Origin of the sequence: Hanamia caeni (assembly GCF_003721595.1) — a bacterium.
GTDB lineage: Bacteria > Bacteroidota > Bacteroidia > Chitinophagales > Chitinophagaceae > Ginsengibacter > Ginsengibacter caeni.
In genome coordinates this window covers 484,586-503,516 of sequence record NZ_RJJR01000002.1, presented here as the reverse complement: position 1 = coordinate 503,516, position 18,931 = coordinate 484,586, and the positions used below count along the sequence as shown (strand labels likewise).

Below are 18,931 nucleotides of genomic sequence, written 5' to 3'. Positions count from 1 at the left end.
TCTCAATAGTCGAAGGGGATCCCCGATTCCTGCGGGATGGCTATTGTAATTGAGGTACCATCAATGCTAAGATGAAGATCCATTGTTATGTCGATAGTTGATCCATTACCATTCAAAGTGGTGGCCTGACCACTGGTTAGCGTTACGTTTAACTCTCCAGGCGGGTTGACAATATTTTCATGCGCAGAAATGGCGGCAAATGATTGCGTTGATAGGTTAAAGGCTAATGTTACATAATAAGATTTAGCGTCGCTTCCAGTTTCCACTTTATGAAAGGTATGAACGATAAGGGGAGCGGGTTGCGCATTGGACTTTTCAGTACTTGCTTTTTTTGCCGGAGTAAAGGCTACCAACAAGCCGGTAGCAAAAAGCAAGAATAATTTTGTTTTCATGATTGACAAATTTAAAAGTTAATGGATAAGAAAGATAGATAAAAAAAATTAAAATACCTGATTTTGGTACACAATGGAATTTCTTTTGAGCTTATAAAAACTTCTCTTGCATTCACTAAATCAGCAGGATACTTTTAAAAGACGTTTAGAATTTTACACTGTCAAAAAACGTCTACCTAAATTTCCATTTTAATAACAAAACAATATTTACATAATTGAAAAGTATTTTTAATTTATTGTTAAAGGTAAATAGACGGTAAAATTTTTGATGAGTAGTACTTTAATTTTATTCGCGGGCATATAATTTGAGGCAAACAAACCGGCAGGCTGTCAACTTACCCTGAATTGAGTTCTGAAAATATTTAATTAACTATAAAATAAAATTTTCCATAAATGAAAACAAAACATGTTCTCTTAACTGTGCTGATAAGTGCTATTACAACTTTTGCAGTTATTTTCACTTTCAATAAAATTGACCACAACAGAAATAACCCGAATTTTCAATCTACTCTTCCGGCAAATTATAAGTATGCTGGTTTTTTAGACAGCGGTAATAGCCCGATGGGTGGGCCGGTTGATTTTACCCAGGCGGCTGCAGCAGCGATTCCGACTGTAGTGCACATCAAAACCCTGACTAATGCTAAAACGGTAAATAACAATTTACCTCAGCAACAAAATCCATTTTCAGATCTTTTTGGTGACGATTTATTTAACCAGCTTTTTGGCCAGGGGCAAAGGCAAAGAATGCTACCGGAGAAGGCATCCGGTTCTGGTGTTATCATTAGTGATGATGGATATATCGTAACTAACAACCACGTGGTGGCAGGCTCTGATAAAGTGACGGTGACCATGAGCAACAGGAAAACTTATACTGCAAAAGTGATTGCTGCGGATCCTTCATACGATCTGGCAGTGATAAAAATTGATGCGAATAATTTGCCCTTTATGCTTTATGGTAATTCATCCGATACAAAAATTGGGCAATGGGTATTAGCGATTGGGTATCCCTTATACCTCGACGCTACAGTTACAGCCGGAATTATCAGCGCTAAATCAAGATGGCTGGGGCTTAACCATGATAAATCCGGCGGACAGCAACTGGCAGTTGAATCTTTCCTTCAAACAGATGCAGCCGTAAACCCTGGAAATAGCGGCGGTGCCTTAATAAATACAAGCGGCCAGATGATCGGTATAAATGCAGCTATTGCTTCTCCTACCGGGTATTACAGCGGATATTCCTATGCCATTCCGGTTGACATCGTTAAAAAAGTAGTGAATGACCTTATAAAATACGGAAGCGTGCAGCGCGGATTTTTAGGAGCCGCATTCTTAGATGCGGGCCGCCTTACCGATCAGCAAAAAAAGCAGGCAAATGTTCCTGAGAATGTAGATGGAGTTTACATTACAGATGTAGTGGCTAATGGCGCTGCTAAAGAAGCTGGTATCAAACCGGGAGATGTTATCGAAAAAATTAATGGCGTTACCATTAATTCTGGATCTGAATTGCAGGAACAATTAAGCAACTTCAGGCCGGGAGATAAAGTGGATGTAACTGTTAGCCGCGACGGAAGCGAAAAAACAATGAAAGTAACCCTGAAAAATAATGCGGGAACTTATTCCATAGTTAAAGCTGCTCCGATGGTGGACAAGCTGGGTGCAGAATTGGAAACTTTAGATCCACAAAAAGCCAAACAACTCGGTTTGCCCGGAGGCGTTGTAGTTAAAAAAATTAACGATGGCGTTCTTAACGACCAAACCCGTATGAGAGATGGCTTCATCATCACTAAAGTGAATGGTAAAGATGTGAAATCACTGGATGATTTGAAAAAAGAGATAGGTAATCAAACTGATATTACTATCAGTGGCTATTATCCCGGGTATAATGAGCCATTTGAATATCCTTTATCAATGAATAATTCACCTGAATAAAATTTTAAATCCGATTAGAAAAGGCCGCTGTGTTGCGGTCTTTTTTTTGCCTGAAAATTTGCGGAGAGTAGTAAAGCTATAAATATCTCGATTTTTTATTCCTGAAAAAATATGCCGGATTTCTTTTGAAACTAAATAAATCGGGATACTTTTATACGCCTTAACTAATTCTTAAAATAAAACCAAACTAAATGAATTACTATTTAAGCGCTTTCAGAAAGTATGCTGTTTTTTCCGGAAGGTCACGTCGCAGCGAATACTGGTATTTCGTATTATTCAACCTGATTTTTGCAATTGCCGCCATGCTTTTAGATAAGCTGCTCGGCACCAACTTTTCTATTAACACCTTTAACGGCCCCATCGAACTGCCTTACGGGTATTTTTATCTTTTCTATCAGCTCGCAATTTTGATTCCCAGCTTGGCTGTAGTAGTGCGCAGGCTTCATGATGTAGGTAAAAGCGGGTGGTTTTTCCTGATTTGTTTAATACCTATAGCAGGCGCAATCTGGTTGCTGGTCTTAATGTGTACTGATAGCATTTCAGGGGCAAATCAATATGGAATTAACCCGAAAGGCATTGGTAATTATGACGAAATAGACGAAGTAGGTAATTACCTTCAAAAATAATTTTCTTAATCTTTGATCAGCAGTCCGCCGGTTCAGGTTTCATATTTGAACCGGGGGATTTTTTTATCCCATTTTGTTTTCCCACCCAAGTTTTCTGCCCAGGTGTTTGTTAATTTTTTTTAAAAAGAAAAAAGAAATTTTGCAAATACGAAACTGTTCGTACATTCGTTCTACGAAATAATTCGTAGTAAACCAAGCAGCATGAAAAATATAAAGCCAACAGAAAGCGAGATGGACATTTTAAAAATCCTGTGGGAGAAAGGCCCGTCTACCGTCAGGGAAGTGCACGACATTTTATCTGAAAAAAAAGAAGCGGGATATACAACCACTTTAAAATTAATGCAGATAATGTATGAAAAGGGATTGCTCAGCCGTAATGATGAATCAAAATCGCATATATATTTTGCCGCGGTAAAAAAGCAGTCTATTCAAAAAGAAATAGTGGGCAAAATGATTGATAGCTTTTTTAAAGGGTCATCTGCCAAACTCATCATGCATGCATTGGGCAATCACCGGGCATCAAGGGAAGAAATCCGGGAGATCAAAAATTACCTTGATGAGATTGAAAATCGCAGTAAATCTTCAAAAAAATCATCTTAATTATAACTGAAGAAGTAAACAATTTATCAAAAATCAAAAGCTACAGCATGAACCAGGTAAACTTTCTATTTTCTTCAATGGCAGAAGCAATTGGCCATACCATAATGCTCAGTTTGGCACAGGCGTTTATCATCTTTATTTGCTTGCGAATTATTTTAAAACTTATTCCCCATTCTGCGTCAAATGTGAAATACAATCTTTCCTATTGCGCATACCTGGCAATAGGCACATGGTTTATTGTAACATTTATTCATCAATATTCTATTGCGTATAGTCATGTCAATTTTGCCTCCACAGCCAGCTTTGCTTCCAGTGAATTACTGAACGCCAATGCCGGCTCAAACTCATCAGCTTTGTTTTTAATGTCATTTTTAAATGAATACCTGCCTTTCATTGCTGCAATTTATGTATTAGGTATTGGATGGTATACTTTTCGTTTCCTGTTTAATTTTTTAAAAATTAATAAATTAAAATCAACCGGAATTATTGAACCCGATCCGGTCTTTCAGCAAAATCTTAGCCGGCTCGCCAGGAGCATGCAGATCAAAACTTCATTGCGGGCTTTTTTTTCAAGCCACGTGAATACTCCCATGATGATTGGCTTTTTAAAGCCTGTAATATTGCTCCCTTTTTCTGCGATGAGCAAATTATCTCCTGAACAGTTCGAGGCGATTTTACTCCATGAACTTGCCCACATCCGTCGCAACGATTATTTGTTGAATATCATCCAGACAGTTTTGGATATAGTCCTGTTTTTTAATCCCTTTGGCTGGTGGATCACTAAATACATTCGTGAAGAGAGAGAAAAATCATGCGATGAAATGGTAGTCCAGTTTTCAACGCCGTTTCATTATGCACATGCCTTATTGTCCCTGGAAGAACCTTTGAAAAAACAATCGCTGGTAATGACTGCAGTGAACAAACGCTCTTATTTATTTCACCGAATAAAAAATATTATGGAAACGAAAAACAATCAACTGGGCCTTCGCCAAAAATTCATCACGCTTTTGGTTATTTCAATCGCGACCATTTCAGTTGCATGGTTAAACCCTTCAACAAGTCCTGTCTTCCAAAAAAAATTTTACAAAGCAGAAACGAAAGGTTTGATGAAGTCAACAACACCGCTTTTTTTTAACTCAATGAATTTTTGGCCGGCGGGCGATTCATTGCCGGAAGATGTGGCGCCTATTCCTCCAAAAGCTCCGGTACCTCCCGTTGCTATTATAGCTGCGCCAAAATTAGCACCTCCGCCTCCGCCTGCTCCTCCCACCCCACCGGTTCCCCCGTTGCCAGGCGCTGCTCCATTACCACCTGCCGCGCCGTTCTTTAGAAATGATTCTCTTCCTCCGATGATGAATTATTTTGATAGTAAAGCCTGGAAACAGCAGCAACAAGTGATTGAGAAAAATGCGAAGCAGATGCGCAAATATTTCGAAGGTGATGCATGGAAAAAGCAGCAGCAGGCTCTCAAGAAAAATGCGGAGAAAATGCAGAAATATTTTGAAAGCGACGCATGGAAAAAACAACAGGATTTGTTGCGTGGAAATGCCGTTGCCATGCAAAAATATTTTAATAGTGCCGAATGGAAAAAGCAACAGGAACTCATCCAAAAAAATGCGCAGCAGATGCACAAATATTTTGAAGGTGATGCATGGAAAAAGCAACAGGAGCTTATTAAAAAAAATGCCGAACAGATGCACAAGTACTTTGAAAGTGATGCATGGAAGAAGCAACAGGAACTTCTAAAGAAAGATGCAAAAAAAACGCAAGAATACTTCAACAGTCCCGAATGGAAAAAACAACAGGAAAAATTGCAACATCTTAGCGATTCGCTTTTTAGTAATTCGCAAAATAAGCCAGCGCAAAGCAGCCTGCACATTTTGCAACATTCATTGGAGAAATTACAGGAAAATTTGGCAACCCGCCAGGGATAGAAGTTTCCGGATTGTGGTCAAAATTAAATTTTGCCAAAAACTACCCTATCCCATTTGAAAAAAAATTGCAATAAATTTTGGTACAGATCGTTAAAGAATTCACTGCAATTTTTAAAAGCAAATAAATAACGCGTTATGAGAACGATTTTAAAATCCATGGTAGTTATTTTAGGTATCATCACCATTTTATCATCCTGCGCCGGCTCTAAAAACCCGTCCAGCGCTCAGCACAATCGGGGAGTAAATAACCGTCACTTCAGCGGCTATTAATAATTACCCTACAAAATAAAAATCTTCAATATTTGCTTGTTTACTGACAGAAAACCGGGCAGAAAGTTTTATATCAATTTAGTTATCTTGCTGAAAAAAGTTGTCTGCTTCCTTTCGGTTTTTATTTCATCAACAAACACTCTGGCTTTCTCCGGCGCGATGTATTTTTTGGGAAGAAAAAAAAATTTTAATCCTTTCAGATTTGCACCTCGGCAAATCCGGTCATTTCAGAAAATCTGGGATTGCTATTCCACAAAATATTTTCAAAAATGACCTTCAAACGCTGTTTGCGCAGGTACAATTTTTTAATCCTGAAATCGTGCTGATTACGGGGGATTTATTCCATAGCGTTGCCAATAAGGAAATTGATTTTTTTTTGAAATGGAGAAATGATATGCCTTCGCGGAAATTTATCCTGGTAAAAGGAAATCATGATATTTTATCCCAAAAAAAATATGAGGAGGCGCAGATAGAAGTGTTCGGGGATCATTTATTGATAAACCCTTTTTGTTTTGTGCACGATATTGCCAACCATTGCGTTGAGCCGGGTGCTTCTCAATTTACTTTTTCCGGTCATATTCATCCCGGGATAAAGCTGAAGGGCCCTGGCAATCAATCACTAATGTTTCCCTGCTTTTATTTCGGTAAAAAATTTGCGGTATTGCCTTCATTTAGTGCATTTACGGGCCTTGCGAAAATAAGGCCCTCAATCTCAGACCATATTTTTGCCATAGTGGAAAAATCAATTATTCAGATTCAATAAGGAATATTTTTATGAAAGGTATAAGCCTGGGAGAAACTATGAATTATCTAAAATATTCAAAAAAATAAAAGCCATACAACCTTTTTCAATTATGCACCGACTTATTATTAGAACTCTGATTTAAGATTAAATGGTTAAGGTTTTAATTGTCCGGGCTTTTTTTAAAGCCCGGTTTTTTTATGCTACCGTTTTGTGAAGGTATCCGGCTTCAGACATATCCGGAATTTCATCAGCTTTATAGTCACCGTTATCCAGTTTCTTTTTGGTTTCCTCAAATGCCTTTAATGTGAGGTCTACATCTTCATCAGTATGGGCTGCGGTCGGAATGATTCTAAAAATAATTTCACCCTTAGGAATTACCGGATATACTACTACAGAGCAAAAAATATTATAGTTTTCGCGGATATCCATTACCATATTTGTAGCTTCCGGCAGTCCGCCTTTCATATAAATAGGTGTCACGGGGCTGTTGGTGGCGCCAATGTCAAATCCTTTTTCTCTTAAACCATTTTGCAGCCTGTTCACAATGTGCCATAGTTTTTCGCGCAATTCAGGCAGATTTTTTAACATTTCCATCCTGGTTAACATGCCATCTACTACAGCTATAGGCAAGCTTTTCGCATAAATCTGTGAGCGAACGTTATATCGTAAATAATTAATTACATCTTGTGGACCTGCGATAAAAGCGCCGATACTTCCCATACTTTTTACGAACGTGCTGAAATACAAGTCTACATCTTCCTGGCAGTCCTGGGCTTCATCAGTGCCCGCGCCATTAGGCCCCATAGAACCAAAACCATGTGCATCATCAATTAACAATCTGAAATCATATTTATTTTTAAGCGCGACTATTTCTCTTAATTTTCCCTGGGTTCCACTCATTCCATAAACTCCTTCGGTGATAACCAATATACCGCCGCCGGTTTTTTGAGCCATTGCTGTGGCGCGTTTTAGTTGCTTTTCACAATCGGTAATATCGTTATGCTTGTAAGTATAGCTATATCCAATATGAAGTCTAACACCGTCTACAAGGCAGGCATGCGCCTGGGCATCATAAACAATCACGTCATGCCGGCTAACCAACGCGTCTATGCAGCTCATGACTCCCTGGTAGCCAAAATTGAGCACCATTGCATCTTCACGACTTACGAAATCAGCAAGCACTCTTTCAAGCTCTTCATGCAACGCAGTATTTCCGCTCATCATTCTTGATCCCATGGGATTGCCTAATCCGTATTTCTGGGCAGATTCACCATCAATCTTTCTAGCAATGGGGTGGTTTACCATTCCAAGATAATTGTTCAGGCTCCAAACAATTTTTTCTTTTCCACGAAAAATCATACGGTTTCCAAGTTCTCCTTCAAGCTTTGGAAAAGCGAAATATCCATGAGCTCTCTTAAGATGCAAACCCAGAGGACCTGCATCTTTCTTCATCTTATCAAAAAGGTCATTCATCTAATTTATTTTATGTTAGTTAATTGCGCGAAAAAATCATTGGGCCAGTTACTGAAAAGAATGGCATTCCATAGCAGCATTGTAATAAAATCCAAATCAAAATGATATAACGGGTTGTATAAAATTTGTTGCAAAAGTAATAAATATTGAAATATGAATTGTTTAAACAAACTGGTAAAACAACAAATAACCGGAGTTTTTGTTTTACAATCCCGTTAAAATTTTTACAAATGATTTACTCAGTCACATAAAGATTGCAAAAAACCACCAAATAGAAAATGGCCGGAAAAATTAATTTTCCGACCATTCCCGAATCGATTCATCCACCTATTTGGTTTTAATAAACTCGCGGTAAATACTCATTTTATTTTCGCTAATCATCACCTGCTTTACAGATTTTGCGTTCTCCAATGTAACGAGATAACTTGGAGCGTCCATATTTTGCATAGTTTCCAATTCCTTTACTGTATAAATATTATAATCAAAATATTCACGCCTTATCTCGTCTCTCAAATCTTTAGGCAGGTTATCTTCTCCATAGCTTTTCACACTTCCAACCCAGTTTCCTCTTTTATCGTAATAGATTGAATAATGTATGCCATCGCGTGAAAAGGCTGCCACCCAACAATCACTCTCCTCAGTCCATCTTGCATTCTTCTCCCTATATTGTTTCGTAAATCTTTTAACTGCTTTAACGGCATAAGGATTTAGATTATCGAAATCCGGTTCATGGAAAGCTACTGGAGAATTAAGCTGATTTGGCGCGATTGTATTATCAATCGTAACTGCATCTTTTAGCTGTGCAACGCTATCGTTTGTGAATGCCATTGCCGAAATACATCCGGCTGCTATGGCTATGAAAAATGTTTTCATGTTTGTTTTTTTATGGACGTCCGGTAAAAATTACTTTGGAAAATAACTGGCTGTAATTAGTTTACATGGCGGCCCTTTTATATTTGTTTTTAATACTTGAAGTTCCATCATTGTTCACGTGCAATACCCACATTGCTTTTTCATTCTGAACAATAACTTCATAATAATGATCAAATTCGTCAGTCACGTCAGTAACCGAGTAAATATTTTTCCCCTGATATTTTGCTTCAATTTTCTGACGGATGTAGGGATTGAGATTTTCCGCAGTATAATTCCTGATAGTTTTAACCACATTTCCATTGCCATCATAATAAATGCGGCAGGAAGAATTTGATTCTTCTTCATTGAAATACACCACGTAGAAATCTCCTGCTCTGCTCAAGGTAGGGTCAGCAATTTCGGGGAAATGGCTATGGAAGATTTTCATGATTTTTTGTGCTCCGTCAATGGAATTTGAGTCTTTGCGGGCGGCAAAAATACCTGTACTAATCGCCGCTGTAAGGCATAAAATAATAAGCTTTTTCATAATCGAAATTTTTAAAAGTGAAAGAATGAGCAATAAAATTATATGCTTTCAAACCCGGTGAAAAGTCATTTTGTATTGGCGGTAATCCGCGCCGGTATTGGGTTTTGTTAAGGCTGCGTTAACGGAGCGTATGAACCATTTAATATTTCTGCTGAAATGTTATTTTCTATGGTTGAACCGGGAGACAGGCTTTCCCGATAAAAAAAATATTTTTATGAAAATTGTAGATGAGCGGAAAAGAAAAAAGAAATTTTGGAGCGTGTAAGAAAAAATGACTGCCTGTTTGGAAAAAAAACTTCCCGTTTTTAATAGTAATTTAAAAAGAAATGGCATAGGTATTTCTGCCGGAGAATCAGCCAAATAAATTGCTGCTCAGATACCTGTCACCCCGGTCACAAACAATAAATACTATCACTCCTTTTTTTAATTCTTTGGAAAGACGGAGTGCAGCCGCAGCAGCACCGCCACTACTGGCTCCCGCAAAAATGCCTTCCAGTCGCGCCAGTTGCCTGCATGTTTCGTCGGCATCCTCCTGCGAAATGTCTATAATTCTGTCCACTCTTCTGGCATCAAATATTTTAGGGATATATTCAACAGGCCATCTTCTTATTCCGGGAATAGACGCGCCCTCTGTAGGCTGGCAGCCTATAATTTGAACCTCTTCATTTTGTTCCTTTAAATATTGTGAGCAGCCCATGATGGTGCCCGTGGTTCCCATCGCGCTTACAAAATGTGTGATTTGGCCATCGGTGTCGTTCCAGATTTCGGGGGCGGTAGATTTATAATGCGCTTCAGGATTATCCGGATTGGCAAACTGGTTCACAACGTAATATTCTTTATGCAATCCTTTTTCTTCCGCATAGTCGCGGCATTCTTCTATAGATGACAACAAGGTAACCTTTGCTCCATATGCTTCCATCGTCAACACCCTTTCCCGGGTCGAATTTTCGGGCATTACCAATTCTATGGGCAGGTTATAAATACTGGCCATAAGTGCCAGGGCAATCCCGGTATTTCCGCTAGTTGCCTCAATGATTTTTGTTTGCGATTGAATGTCGCCACGGTCAAGGGCGTTTTTAATCATATTTAACGCAGCCCGGTCTTTTACACTTCCGCCGGGGTTGTTGCCTTCCAGTTTGGCAAATATTTTTACATCAGGATTGGTATTAAGTTTTTGAAGTTGCACTAAGGGAGTTTTACCTACGGCATCTAAAATAGTGGGCATTGATTACACGTTGTTATTTACAAATTTATTTTCAACTATAGTGATTTGAGGATTGGTAATAACCAGCGATCCAGGAGGCACAGATTGCGTAAGCCAGACATTACCGCCAATAACAGAGCCTTCGCCCACCAGCGTATCGCCGCCAAGAATAGTGGCGTTCGAATAAATAATTACATTGTCTTCTATATTGGGATGACGCTTTTGACGACTCATTGCTTTTTTAATACTCAATCCGCCGAGGGTCACCCCCTGGTACATTTTTACATTTTTTCCGATAACAGACGTTTCGCCAATCACAATACCCGTTCCATGATCCATCATAAAATATTCGCCTATTTTGGCGGCAGGATGAATATCTATCCCGGTTTTACTGTGAGCATATTCAGTAAGAATTCTCGGTATAAGAGGCACATCCAGCAAATGAAGCGCATGAGCAATCCTATAAAAACAAAGCGCATAAAAGCCGGGATAAGCTCTGATAACTTCAAATTTGCTTTTTGCGGCCGGGTCGCCCCGGTGAATGGCATCTATGTCTGTATTTAAAACCCGGAAAATCTCAGGCAATTGTTCAAAAAAATCAGCGCTCACTTTTTCATGGTCACAATTGGTGCATGCCCTGGTAGCATCAAGAATCTTTTTTAATTCATGGCTAAGATCAGACAACCTATGCTGAATAGCCGCCATATCAGGATAACTGCACTTAGACATCTCAGGATACAACAAGCAAATAAGATTTAATGCCCAATTGGCAATTAGTTTATTAGAAGGGACCTGCTCCTTTTGCCGCTGTTTCAAATAAATATCTCTTAAAAAATCTTCTGTCATGTTAGGCCTTTCGTTTAAAGAACTGTAAAATTAGTTTTTTCATTTCAAGTTTTGGTTTACACTCAAATTTTTAACTGGAACGAATGATAGTGAACAGACAGATAACGCGGTTTTTCATTTTATAGGTTATGGGGTTTAAAGCAAAAATATAAGACAATTTGGCTGATATTATTGGATTTCCGACTATCCACGCGGGCACTATCTATTCATTTGGGGATCATTGGTATATTTTGATAAAATGCAATGCCAGACAGCGTTTTCACAATCTTTTGACACTATTAGCATGAGTATTTTAAGCATAAAATGATTGCCCGCAGGACTTTACTGGTTCTAATTTTGCTAAACCATCCACGATAAATGTATCCATCAAAATGGAGGTGGATGAAAACAAAAATAAAATTATGAACTTAGAAAATATAAATTTGGTAAAAAGAGGCGCATTCTGGACAAGCCTCCTTAAAACCGATCAATTGAACGATACCTATTTCAGCGGCGAAAGGCAAATGCGGCGATACAGGATCGCCACCAGCGTCTTTTTCTTTATTGCGGGGTTAACATTTGCTACATGGGCCAGCCGTATTCCCGCCATCCAGGCAAAACTGCAATTAAGCGACGCAGGACTTGGAGGTGTTCTTTTTTCACTTCCTGCTGGATTAATGCTTAGCCTTCCCTTATCCGGCTGGCTGGTTTCAAAATATGGAAGCAGGCCAATGATGATAACCGGCGCTTTAATTTACCCTGCCATTTTATTATTGCTGGCATCAGCGGGTTCGGTATTTATTTTATCGTTTTCGCTTTTTCTTTTTGGCGTATTAGGCAACCTGTTGAATATTGCGATGAATACCCAGGCGGTTGGTGTAGAAAAACTATATGGAAGATCCGTGATGGCATCGTTTCACGGCCTATGGAGTATTGCTGGTTTTAGTGGCGCCCTTATCGGAACTGTATTTGTTTCGCAGGGCATTCCCCCGTTTTTTCACTTCACCATTGTGGCCGCACTTACCGGCATTCTTTTGCTATTGTTTTTCAGAAATACCTTACCCAAAGATGCAGGCAACGGTGAGGCACAAAAACTTTTTGTAAAGCCGGATAAAGCCATACTTCTATTAGGAATGATTGCATTTTGTACGCTGCTTTGCGAAGGTGCAATGGCAGACTGGAGCGGAGTTTATTTCAAAAATATTGTGGAAGCTCCGGCCTCTATGATTACATTAGGCTATGTGGCATTTACAGCAATGATGGCGCTCGGTCGCTTTTTAGGCGATGGACTGGTTACTAAACTGGGAGTTAAAACGATGTTGCAAATAAGCGGCACCCTTATTACTACCGGTTTGTTACTATCCGTGTTTTTCCCAAATATTATCACCGCCACGCTGGGATTCTTATTAGTAGGTTTTGGCGTTTCCTCGGTGGTGCCGATTGTGTATGGCCTTGCAGGAAAATCAAAAACCATGTCGCCGGGAACGGCGCTTGCCTCCGTATCTACAATTGGTTTTCTCGGATTTCTGGTAGGCCCTCCTGTGATAGGTTTTATTGCACAGGCAATCAGCCTCAGATGGTCTTTCATGCTGATAGGAATATTAGGATTTGGAACCGCGTTATTGGCGCGTAAATTAAAACTGCCCCAAGCGGATGATACCCATCATGAAATGGGCTCAATTAAAAAAAATGAAATGAAAACTATAAATAATAAACCTGACAATCCACGCCCGGGCTTTGTGGCGTGGCCTGAAACTGTTACTTCAGAAACTAAAAAACGTGATAATCGTATTGTTCACGGCCGCACAAGAAGTGGGGGCTATGTAGCCTATCCAAAAATGTGAAAATCCGTTAGCAGCTTAATTTAATAAACCTAAAAACTATAAAGCCTTTTCTGCAAAGCCAGATTAGGCTTTTTTGTTTGCTTTGTGTGTTTGAATTTCGATACGCAAATTCTTCATCTTCAAAAGATGCACTTAATTTAGCCAGGGCATTATTTCTGCAGCGGAATAATCTTCCAAATTACAATCAGCTTAATAATACAACAGTAGTAAAACAATAAATAAGCTGGTTTTTTATCTCTGTATGTTTTATGATAAATCAACAAACACGAAATAATTCTTTTGATAGTTTGTATATTTTTACCTGATAAATTTCCCATTTTTTCATCTAATCTAAAAATGAATGAGTAAAAATAATACATGGCACCAGATGTACCTGGAGCGGCTATCTTTTAGCCAAAAGCTGGCAGACCGCGTAGCGAAAATGATTGGCTCGTGGACATTTATTATTTGGCAAACTATTTTTGTAATTGCGTGGATGTCGCTAAATATATTTGGAGCTATTCATCATTGGGACGCTTATCCGTTTATTCTTTTAAACCTCCTTTTTTCTACTCAGGCCGCGTATGCAGCACCTATCATTATGATGGCGCAAAACAGGCAAAACGAAAGGGACAGGGCGCAGGCACAAAAAGATTACGAAACCAATACCCAGGCAAAACTGGAAATAGAGGCGCTTCAGGAAAAGCTCAATTTTATTGAGATTTATAAACTTGATAAGATTATCAAAATGCTGGACGAATTAAAATCAAGAAATTGATTGTAAAAATATTACTGCACTTTAGCTCATCTTCGTGGAATCTAGCAACGGCAGTAAAGCGATAAAAAGTCGTAATTTTTATTCTGCTTGAGTACATAACCGAAAAAGGTTGATTAAAAATCCCACAAGTATTTTCCCCGGTTTATTCCATAGATTAAGGAACCAGGTAATATTTTTTTTCATTGTTAGAAAAAAAATTCTAATTTTAAAACATCTTCTCTTTCCCAAAGAAGAAATTTATTCTGTTCCTGTTATAATCCAATCTTATTACAAGACCTTTCTCGCTGCCTTTGTAAAAAAATCTCCACCATATTTCTAAAACGAGCGTATCATTTTAGGGACCATCCTTTTTGATTTTCAGAATCTGACAAAATAAATCTCATAATCAATTATAAAATGGCAAAACCCAATTTGGAAAAACTGAGTTCGCAAAGGAAACAAGCTTTTGAAAACCTTAATATCAACCCGCGGAAAAGAGTAATCTTATGCCTTGATGGAGGCGGTATGCGCGGAATCCTTACCATTCAACTGCTCAAAAAACTGGAACAAATCGCCGGTATTCCCTGTTATGAACTTTTTGATATGGTAGCTGGCACCTCTACAGGCGGTATCATCGCAGGCTTAATCACCACCGGCCATCCTGCGGAGGACATAGAAAAAATGTATGTGAATTTAGTAACCGAAGTTTTTGATGAAAGATTTTTGGGAAACAGGTTTATAAATCCTCCGGCTTTTACGAAAGAAAAATACAGATCGATTTTAAAAGGAATTATTAAAGATATTAATCTACAAGATGCCTGCCGCTTACACGACCTGGATTTAATGATAACCGCGCACGACATTTCAGCTTCGGAAGAAACGTTTTTTTCATGCTTTAAGCAGGATGATGAAAGTTATTACGGCACCTATAAGAATGTGCTTTTGCGCTCAGTAATGGAAGCCACCATGAGCGCCCCAACATATTTCTATCCGCTGGAACGTTTTCTGGATGGAGGCACTACAACGTATAACAATCCTTCTTTAGCAGCTTTCATGGAGGCCGTTTCTTACAGCCGCGCCGATAAAATGTCAAACCTTTCGGCTTATCAAATTGCTGATATCACACTTTTTAGTTTTGGAACAGGTATTTCGCGAGAATTTATCAAACCCAATGACACAATAAATCCACATGGAATTGATGTAAAGTTCTGGCTAAACTGGCTGATGAGCCACATGGGCCAGGATGCAAGCGCCATGCAGGTAAATACCTTCAGATCGCCGATGATCAGCGAAACGATTGATTTTAGAAGATACCAGATTTCCCTTGACCCAACAGCGATTAGTAAGATTCCTAATACGGATGCACTTGATGAATTTAAATATGGCAGCAAATGGCTTCACGATTTAAATGAAAGTATACTGGCGGATATTGATATGGCGGACGTTACAAAATTTGATTTGATGAAAATTATTGGCCAGCAAATGGCCGAATATATCGTTCAATCCGGAAACAATTTCAGAAAAGATCTTATTAATGAGCGATGCAACGATTTGCTCGTGACAGCATCTGGCGATATCACCCGCATTCAGACACAAATGAGCAGTCCTGAATGGCTCGATAATTTTAAAGCATAAAAATATTAAGATGAATCCTGTAACGACCATTGATGGGGTAATTGCTCAACTGGAAGAAATCATTCAATGGTGCATGGTTCACAAAAGCCGTATTGGATATTTCGCCGCGCTTTACCAGCGCATGACGATTGCCGTTAAGCAGGCCATCATTGCCAATGAATTCCAGGATGCGAAAAGAATGGAGCAATTGGATATTATTTTTGCTTCCAGGTATTTTGAAGCCTGGAACTGTTATATTAACCAGCAAAATTGTTCACACGCATGGCAAATCGCTTTTAAGGCAACAGATGATTTAAATTTAATTGTGCTGCAACACCTTTTGCTCGGAATAAATACCCACATAAATCTCGACCTGGCAATTGCTGCGGCCGATTGCTGCCCCGGCGATACAATTTATGACCTTCAAACAGATTTCATAAAAATAAATGACATAATAGAAGCTGAATCACAATTAGTGCAGAATTCGTTGACTAGTATTTGGCCTCCATTGAAATTGTTCGCTGATATCAGCAACCACAGGGAAAAAGCGGTGTTGAATTTTAGCATTGAAACAGCAAGAAAATGCTCGTGGGCAAATGCCATTGTTTTGGCCAATATAACCGCAGATGGTAAGCCAAGCCACATTTCAAAGATAGATAGTATGGTGGTGGATGTTGCGAGGCAAATTATTAGCCCCGGTGTATGGATGGAATTTTTGTTGAAACCTGTCAGGATGATGGAAAATCCTGAAATAGATAAGCTGATAGCAATGCTTAAAAAATAAGCAAAATCTTACATCCAATCCAGTTTGACAAACCCTTAGACTCCGATATCCGATCTTTTAAGATTTTTATAAAATGTGAAAGTCATGGCCCAAAAACCAACAACAGCGAAACCTGTATCTGTCACCACTTATCTCCTGATTTCAGCAATAAGCCTTATTGCCGCAGTAATAGTAGGCTATTACTATTTCCATTCACTGAAGCAGGCAGGCAACGAAAAAATGGACGACCGGGTGTTTTATCTTGTGCTGATTTTATTTGGTATTGCTGCCAGCGCGCTCATATTTGGGATAATGAATTCTTATGCCAGTCTTAAAGGAATTCAATCCAATGTAACTTATAAGTTTACCGGGCCAATTGTAGGCGTAATACTAACAGTAGTGGGAGGTTTTATGCTTCCAAAAAGCACATCGGACCAGATACTTTCTATCAGGGTTTTTAACGAGGATAACAACCCGGTTACAAGAGGCAACGTTACCATCACTTTTCCTCATTATCAACGGACTTCTTCAATAAATAGCGACGGCCTGGTAGTTTTTCCTGACATCCCCGAAGAGCAATTACGAAACAATATTATTATAAATGTGGTAAGCGATGGATACGGCAAAGTTACCATTGACACCTTACTTGCGGGGTTCAGCCCCATTAAAATCACATTAAGCCAGGCAAAAGTTATCCGGTTGTCAGGGACGGTAAAAGATGCGGCGGACCGCCCTATAAGGGATGTGGAGGTGCAGGTGGACGGAACGCCTTATTCAGCCAGAACTATAAATGACGGCAGTTTTGAGATTCCAATCCCGGGCTACCATTTTGGCGACAGGATTACGCTGGTTACATCCCACAGCTCTTATGAAGACAAATCAAAAGTATTCGAAATAGAATCCGGCGAAATTGATCATATAGAATTTGTGCTGAACCCGGTTCCCTTAAATAACCCTAAATCTTCCCAAAAATGAAAACGAAAACCTTTTTTGTAATAGCCCTTGCCTTTATGGCAAACGTCTCCATAGCCCAGGAAGTGATAATTAAAGGCATACTACGCTGCCTGAATAATGGAGTAGCCACTTCTACCAGGGGAGCCACAAACATTGTAGTGATCCCCTCTTTTAATCCCGCGGCATCTGTAGCTACCACTACTGATCCGCAGGGATTTTTTCAGATAAATACAGGCTGGAAAGCAAATGATTTACTAGACAAAGAAGTGGCACTTTACATCATTACCAAATGCAGCAGTTGCAAAAAATTGCAAAGAGTGTTTATTTCTGAGGACCTTGATAAGCGAAATACAGACCCCACAAAATTGTATGTAACAGTAAAAAACTGGAAAGTAGTAGAGAATTGTGAAAAAATAGAATTGCCTGATATTTTAGCTGAGCAATTACTGGATTCTGCACATGGTTTGCCTGCGCAAACCATAACCGGCAAGGCCCCGGGAAGCCAGGCAATAGCTTCAGGCGGGTTTTTAAATTTGTTTCAAAAGCTGTTAACTGCCGCAATCGTTCAGCCCGCCACGGGATTATTTGTCGCGCATAAGTTGTATCCCGGTAAAATCAAATATGGTAAATTTTTACAAGCCTCGGCCATGACCAACACCGATAATACCGGCTTCAATTTTTCACCTTCAAGAAATCTGTCGGAGGCTGTTTTTTTCAACAGCGCTGCCATTGCAAAATCGGCTAAACCCAATAATATAAGCCTTCTCACCAACTTTAAAAACAATGTAAAATTTTCAGCATTTCACAAAGTGAATCCCAAGTTGTATTTGGCACTCGGTGGAATTTATACAAAGCAGGATGAATTCAGGGGCGTAGAATATATTGGTTCTTTTCCTGTGGATGACCCCATCACCAAAACGGGACATCCTGCCGAAACATTAAAAGAATTTGCTGCTTTTATTTCTGCCGCTTATAATATTAATTACAAGCTCAGCGTAGGCGTTACTGCCAAATCTACCTGGCAGCAATTTACCAAACCTGTTTCATTATTTATAGGACAGAATGATACCGCCGTTACCAATACTTTTACCGATGATACTACCAAATTGAATCGTTTTGATGCTGATATTTCTGTGAACTATGCCATTACCAGTTTCTTACAGGCCGGATTTACGGTTATGAATGTAGCAGGCACAGAGTTGTATGGTGATTTGTATATAAAGGATTCATTAAAACCAATTTATAAAAACCAACGTTCATTTGGCCTTGGCATTTGTTATAAAAATGAAAGATTGAATGTAGGCGTTGATGCATTGTATGCCGGTAATCAATTTTATGATGCTTCTGTGGGAGTGAATTATGTGCCTTTTAATAACAGCTTAATCGCCGCCGGATATGCATTTAAACAAAAAAGTTTTTCTGCTTCCTTCAGATTTAAAAGTTTTAAAATCGCCTATATCAATGACAACCATCTGATGGTAAACGACGTAAAAGTGGGTAAATCAAAAGCTTTTAATGGTAAAATATATTCCGGTTTTGTTTTTGAATTTTAAATCTGCCTGCAACAATATTCTGCCCTTTTCTTAGAAGGATTTTTTCTGATTATCAGTAAAGCAACAAAAA

The 18,931-nt window shown here is 39.0% G+C and carries 18 protein-coding genes; 12 read left to right on the top strand and 6 right to left on the bottom strand.

Annotated elements, in window-relative coordinates; all coding sequences use genetic code 11:
- Nucleotides 1–2 precede the first annotated feature (2 nt).
- Nucleotides 3–392, bottom strand: a complete 390-nt coding sequence (locus EFY79_RS05440; RefSeq protein ID WP_123119653.1) for a hypothetical protein — start codon at nt 390–392, stop codon at nt 3–5.
- 393 nt (nt 393–785) lie between these two features.
- Between EFY79_RS05440 and EFY79_RS05435 the strand changes: the two genes are divergently transcribed.
- The 6 genes from EFY79_RS05435 (at nt 786) to pdeM (ending at nt 6,514) form a co-directional block, all read left to right on the top strand.
- Nucleotides 786–2,321, top strand: a complete 1,536-nt coding sequence (locus EFY79_RS05435; RefSeq protein WP_123119652.1) for a trypsin-like peptidase domain-containing protein — start codon at nt 786–788, stop codon at nt 2,319–2,321.
- Nucleotides 2,322–2,512: 191 nt separating this feature from the next.
- Nucleotides 2,513–2,947: a DUF805 domain-containing protein gene (locus EFY79_RS05430; RefSeq protein ID WP_123119651.1), complete on the top strand. Its 435-nt coding sequence runs from the start codon at nt 2,513–2,515 to the stop codon at nt 2,945–2,947.
- A gap of 201 nt (nt 2,948–3,148) precedes the next feature.
- Nucleotides 3,149–3,547 carry a BlaI/MecI/CopY family transcriptional regulator gene (locus EFY79_RS05425; RefSeq protein WP_123119650.1) on the top strand — a complete coding sequence of 133 codons (399 nt, stop codon included), beginning with the start codon at nt 3,149–3,151 and terminating at the stop codon, nt 3,545–3,547.
- Between the two features lie 47 nt (nt 3,548–3,594).
- Nucleotides 3,595–5,481, top strand: coding sequence for a M56 family metallopeptidase (locus tag EFY79_RS05420; RefSeq protein WP_123119649.1), 1,887 nt, complete (start codon nt 3,595–3,597; stop codon nt 5,479–5,481).
- Between the two features lie 135 nt (nt 5,482–5,616).
- Nucleotides 5,617–5,751: a hypothetical protein gene (locus EFY79_RS21875; protein WP_262683730.1), complete on the top strand. Its 135-nt coding sequence runs from the start codon at nt 5,617–5,619 to the stop codon at nt 5,749–5,751.
- 100 nt (nt 5,752–5,851) lie between these two features.
- Complete coding sequence (gene pdeM / locus EFY79_RS05415; protein WP_123119648.1) at nt 5,852–6,514, top strand: ligase-associated DNA damage response endonuclease PdeM; 663 nt, start codon at nt 5,852–5,854, stop codon at nt 6,512–6,514.
- A 177-nt stretch (nt 6,515–6,691) separates the two neighbouring features.
- On the opposite strand, the gene EFY79_RS05410 is transcribed toward pdeM, so the two are convergent.
- The 5 genes from EFY79_RS05410 to epsC all read right to left on the bottom strand — a co-directional run bounded on the left by EFY79_RS05410 (nt 6,692) and on the right by epsC (nt 11,418).
- Entirely contained in the window at nt 6,692–7,969 is a 1,278-nt protein-coding gene (locus EFY79_RS05410) for an aminotransferase class I/II-fold pyridoxal phosphate-dependent enzyme (protein ID WP_123119647.1), read from the bottom strand.
- A 327-nt stretch (nt 7,970–8,296) separates the two neighbouring features.
- Nucleotides 8,297–8,842 (bottom strand): hypothetical protein, encoded by a 546-nt coding sequence (locus tag EFY79_RS05405; RefSeq protein ID WP_123119646.1) that lies wholly within the window; start codon nt 8,840–8,842, stop codon nt 8,297–8,299.
- 61 nt (nt 8,843–8,903) lie between these two features.
- Nucleotides 8,904–9,368 (bottom strand): hypothetical protein, encoded by a 465-nt coding sequence (locus EFY79_RS05400; protein ID WP_148041857.1) that lies wholly within the window; start codon nt 9,366–9,368, stop codon nt 8,904–8,906.
- Nucleotides 9,369–9,720: 352 nt separating this feature from the next.
- Entirely contained in the window at nt 9,721–10,593 is an 873-nt protein-coding gene (gene cysM, locus EFY79_RS05395; RefSeq protein ID WP_123119644.1) for a cysteine synthase CysM, read from the bottom strand.
- 3 nt (nt 10,594–10,596) lie between these two features.
- Complete coding sequence (epsC, locus tag EFY79_RS05390; protein WP_123119643.1) at nt 10,597–11,418, bottom strand: serine O-acetyltransferase EpsC; 822 nt, start codon at nt 11,416–11,418, stop codon at nt 10,597–10,599.
- A gap of 401 nt (nt 11,419–11,819) precedes the next feature.
- On the opposite strand from epsC, the gene EFY79_RS05385 reads away from it, so the two are divergent.
- From EFY79_RS05385 to EFY79_RS05355, 6 genes are all read left to right on the top strand, one after another.
- Complete coding sequence (locus EFY79_RS05385) at nt 11,820–13,241, top strand: MFS transporter (protein ID WP_233577926.1); 1,422 nt, start codon at nt 11,820–11,822, stop codon at nt 13,239–13,241.
- A 340-nt stretch (nt 13,242–13,581) separates the two neighbouring features.
- Nucleotides 13,582–13,998 (top strand): DUF1003 domain-containing protein, encoded by a 417-nt coding sequence (locus EFY79_RS05375; RefSeq protein ID WP_123119641.1) that lies wholly within the window; start codon nt 13,582–13,584, stop codon nt 13,996–13,998.
- 396 nt (nt 13,999–14,394) lie between these two features.
- A complete protein-coding gene (locus EFY79_RS05370) occupies nt 14,395–15,612 on the top strand; it encodes a patatin-like phospholipase family protein (RefSeq protein ID WP_123119640.1) in 1,218 nt (405 codons plus the stop codon).
- 10 nt (nt 15,613–15,622) lie between these two features.
- Nucleotides 15,623–16,375, top strand: coding sequence for a DUF5995 family protein (locus EFY79_RS05365; protein WP_123119639.1), 753 nt, complete (start codon nt 15,623–15,625; stop codon nt 16,373–16,375).
- 84 nt (nt 16,376–16,459) lie between these two features.
- Nucleotides 16,460–17,329 carry a carboxypeptidase-like regulatory domain-containing protein gene (locus EFY79_RS05360; RefSeq protein ID WP_123119638.1) on the top strand — a complete coding sequence of 290 codons (870 nt, stop codon included), beginning with the start codon at nt 16,460–16,462 and terminating at the stop codon, nt 17,327–17,329.
- Nucleotides 17,326–18,861 carry a PorV/PorQ family protein gene (locus EFY79_RS05355; protein ID WP_123119637.1) on the top strand — a complete coding sequence of 512 codons (1,536 nt, stop codon included), beginning with the start codon at nt 17,326–17,328 and terminating at the stop codon, nt 18,859–18,861. The genes EFY79_RS05360 and EFY79_RS05355 overlap by 4 nt, the downstream gene beginning before the upstream one ends.
- Nucleotides 18,862–18,931: the final 70 nt, after the last annotated feature.

What these genes read in the sequence shown, in the direction of transcription:
- EFY79_RS05440 (WP_123119653.1), bottom strand. Translation starts at nt 392, where the DNA reads ATGAAAACAAAATTATTCTTGCTTTTTGCTACCGGCTTGTTGGTAGCC.
- EFY79_RS05435 (WP_123119652.1), top strand. Translation starts at nt 786, where the DNA reads ATGAAAACAAAACATGTTCTCTTAACTGTGCTGATAAGTGCTATTACA.
- EFY79_RS05430 (WP_123119651.1), top strand. Translation starts at nt 2,513, where the DNA reads ATGAATTACTATTTAAGCGCTTTCAGAAAGTATGCTGTTTTTTCCGGA.
- EFY79_RS05425 (WP_123119650.1), top strand. Translation starts at nt 3,149, where the DNA reads ATGAAAAATATAAAGCCAACAGAAAGCGAGATGGACATTTTAAAAATC.
- EFY79_RS05420 (WP_123119649.1), top strand. Translation starts at nt 3,595, where the DNA reads ATGAACCAGGTAAACTTTCTATTTTCTTCAATGGCAGAAGCAATTGGC.
- EFY79_RS21875 (WP_262683730.1), top strand. Translation starts at nt 5,617, where the DNA reads ATGAGAACGATTTTAAAATCCATGGTAGTTATTTTAGGTATCATCACC.
- EFY79_RS05410 (WP_123119647.1), bottom strand. Translation starts at nt 7,969, where the DNA reads ATGAATGACCTTTTTGATAAGATGAAGAAAGATGCAGGTCCTCTGGGT.
- EFY79_RS05405 (WP_123119646.1), bottom strand. Translation starts at nt 8,842, where the DNA reads ATGAAAACATTTTTCATAGCCATAGCAGCCGGATGTATTTCGGCAATG.
- EFY79_RS05400 (WP_148041857.1), bottom strand. Translation starts at nt 9,368, where the DNA reads ATGAAAAAGCTTATTATTTTATGCCTTACAGCGGCGATTAGTACAGGT.
- cysM (WP_123119644.1), bottom strand. Translation starts at nt 10,593, where the DNA reads ATGCCCACTATTTTAGATGCCGTAGGTAAAACTCCCTTAGTGCAACTT.
- epsC (WP_123119643.1), bottom strand. Translation starts at nt 11,418, where the DNA reads ATGACAGAAGATTTTTTAAGAGATATTTATTTGAAACAGCGGCAAAAG.
- EFY79_RS05385 (WP_233577926.1), top strand. Translation starts at nt 11,820, where the DNA reads ATGAACTTAGAAAATATAAATTTGGTAAAAAGAGGCGCATTCTGGACA.
- EFY79_RS05375 (WP_123119641.1), top strand. Translation starts at nt 13,582, where the DNA reads ATGAGTAAAAATAATACATGGCACCAGATGTACCTGGAGCGGCTATCT.
- EFY79_RS05370 (WP_123119640.1), top strand. Translation starts at nt 14,395, where the DNA reads ATGGCAAAACCCAATTTGGAAAAACTGAGTTCGCAAAGGAAACAAGCT.
- EFY79_RS05365 (WP_123119639.1), top strand. Translation starts at nt 15,623, where the DNA reads ATGAATCCTGTAACGACCATTGATGGGGTAATTGCTCAACTGGAAGAA.
- EFY79_RS05360 (WP_123119638.1), top strand. Translation starts at nt 16,460, where the DNA reads ATGGCCCAAAAACCAACAACAGCGAAACCTGTATCTGTCACCACTTAT.
- EFY79_RS05355 (WP_123119637.1), top strand. Translation starts at nt 17,326, where the DNA reads ATGAAAACGAAAACCTTTTTTGTAATAGCCCTTGCCTTTATGGCAAAC.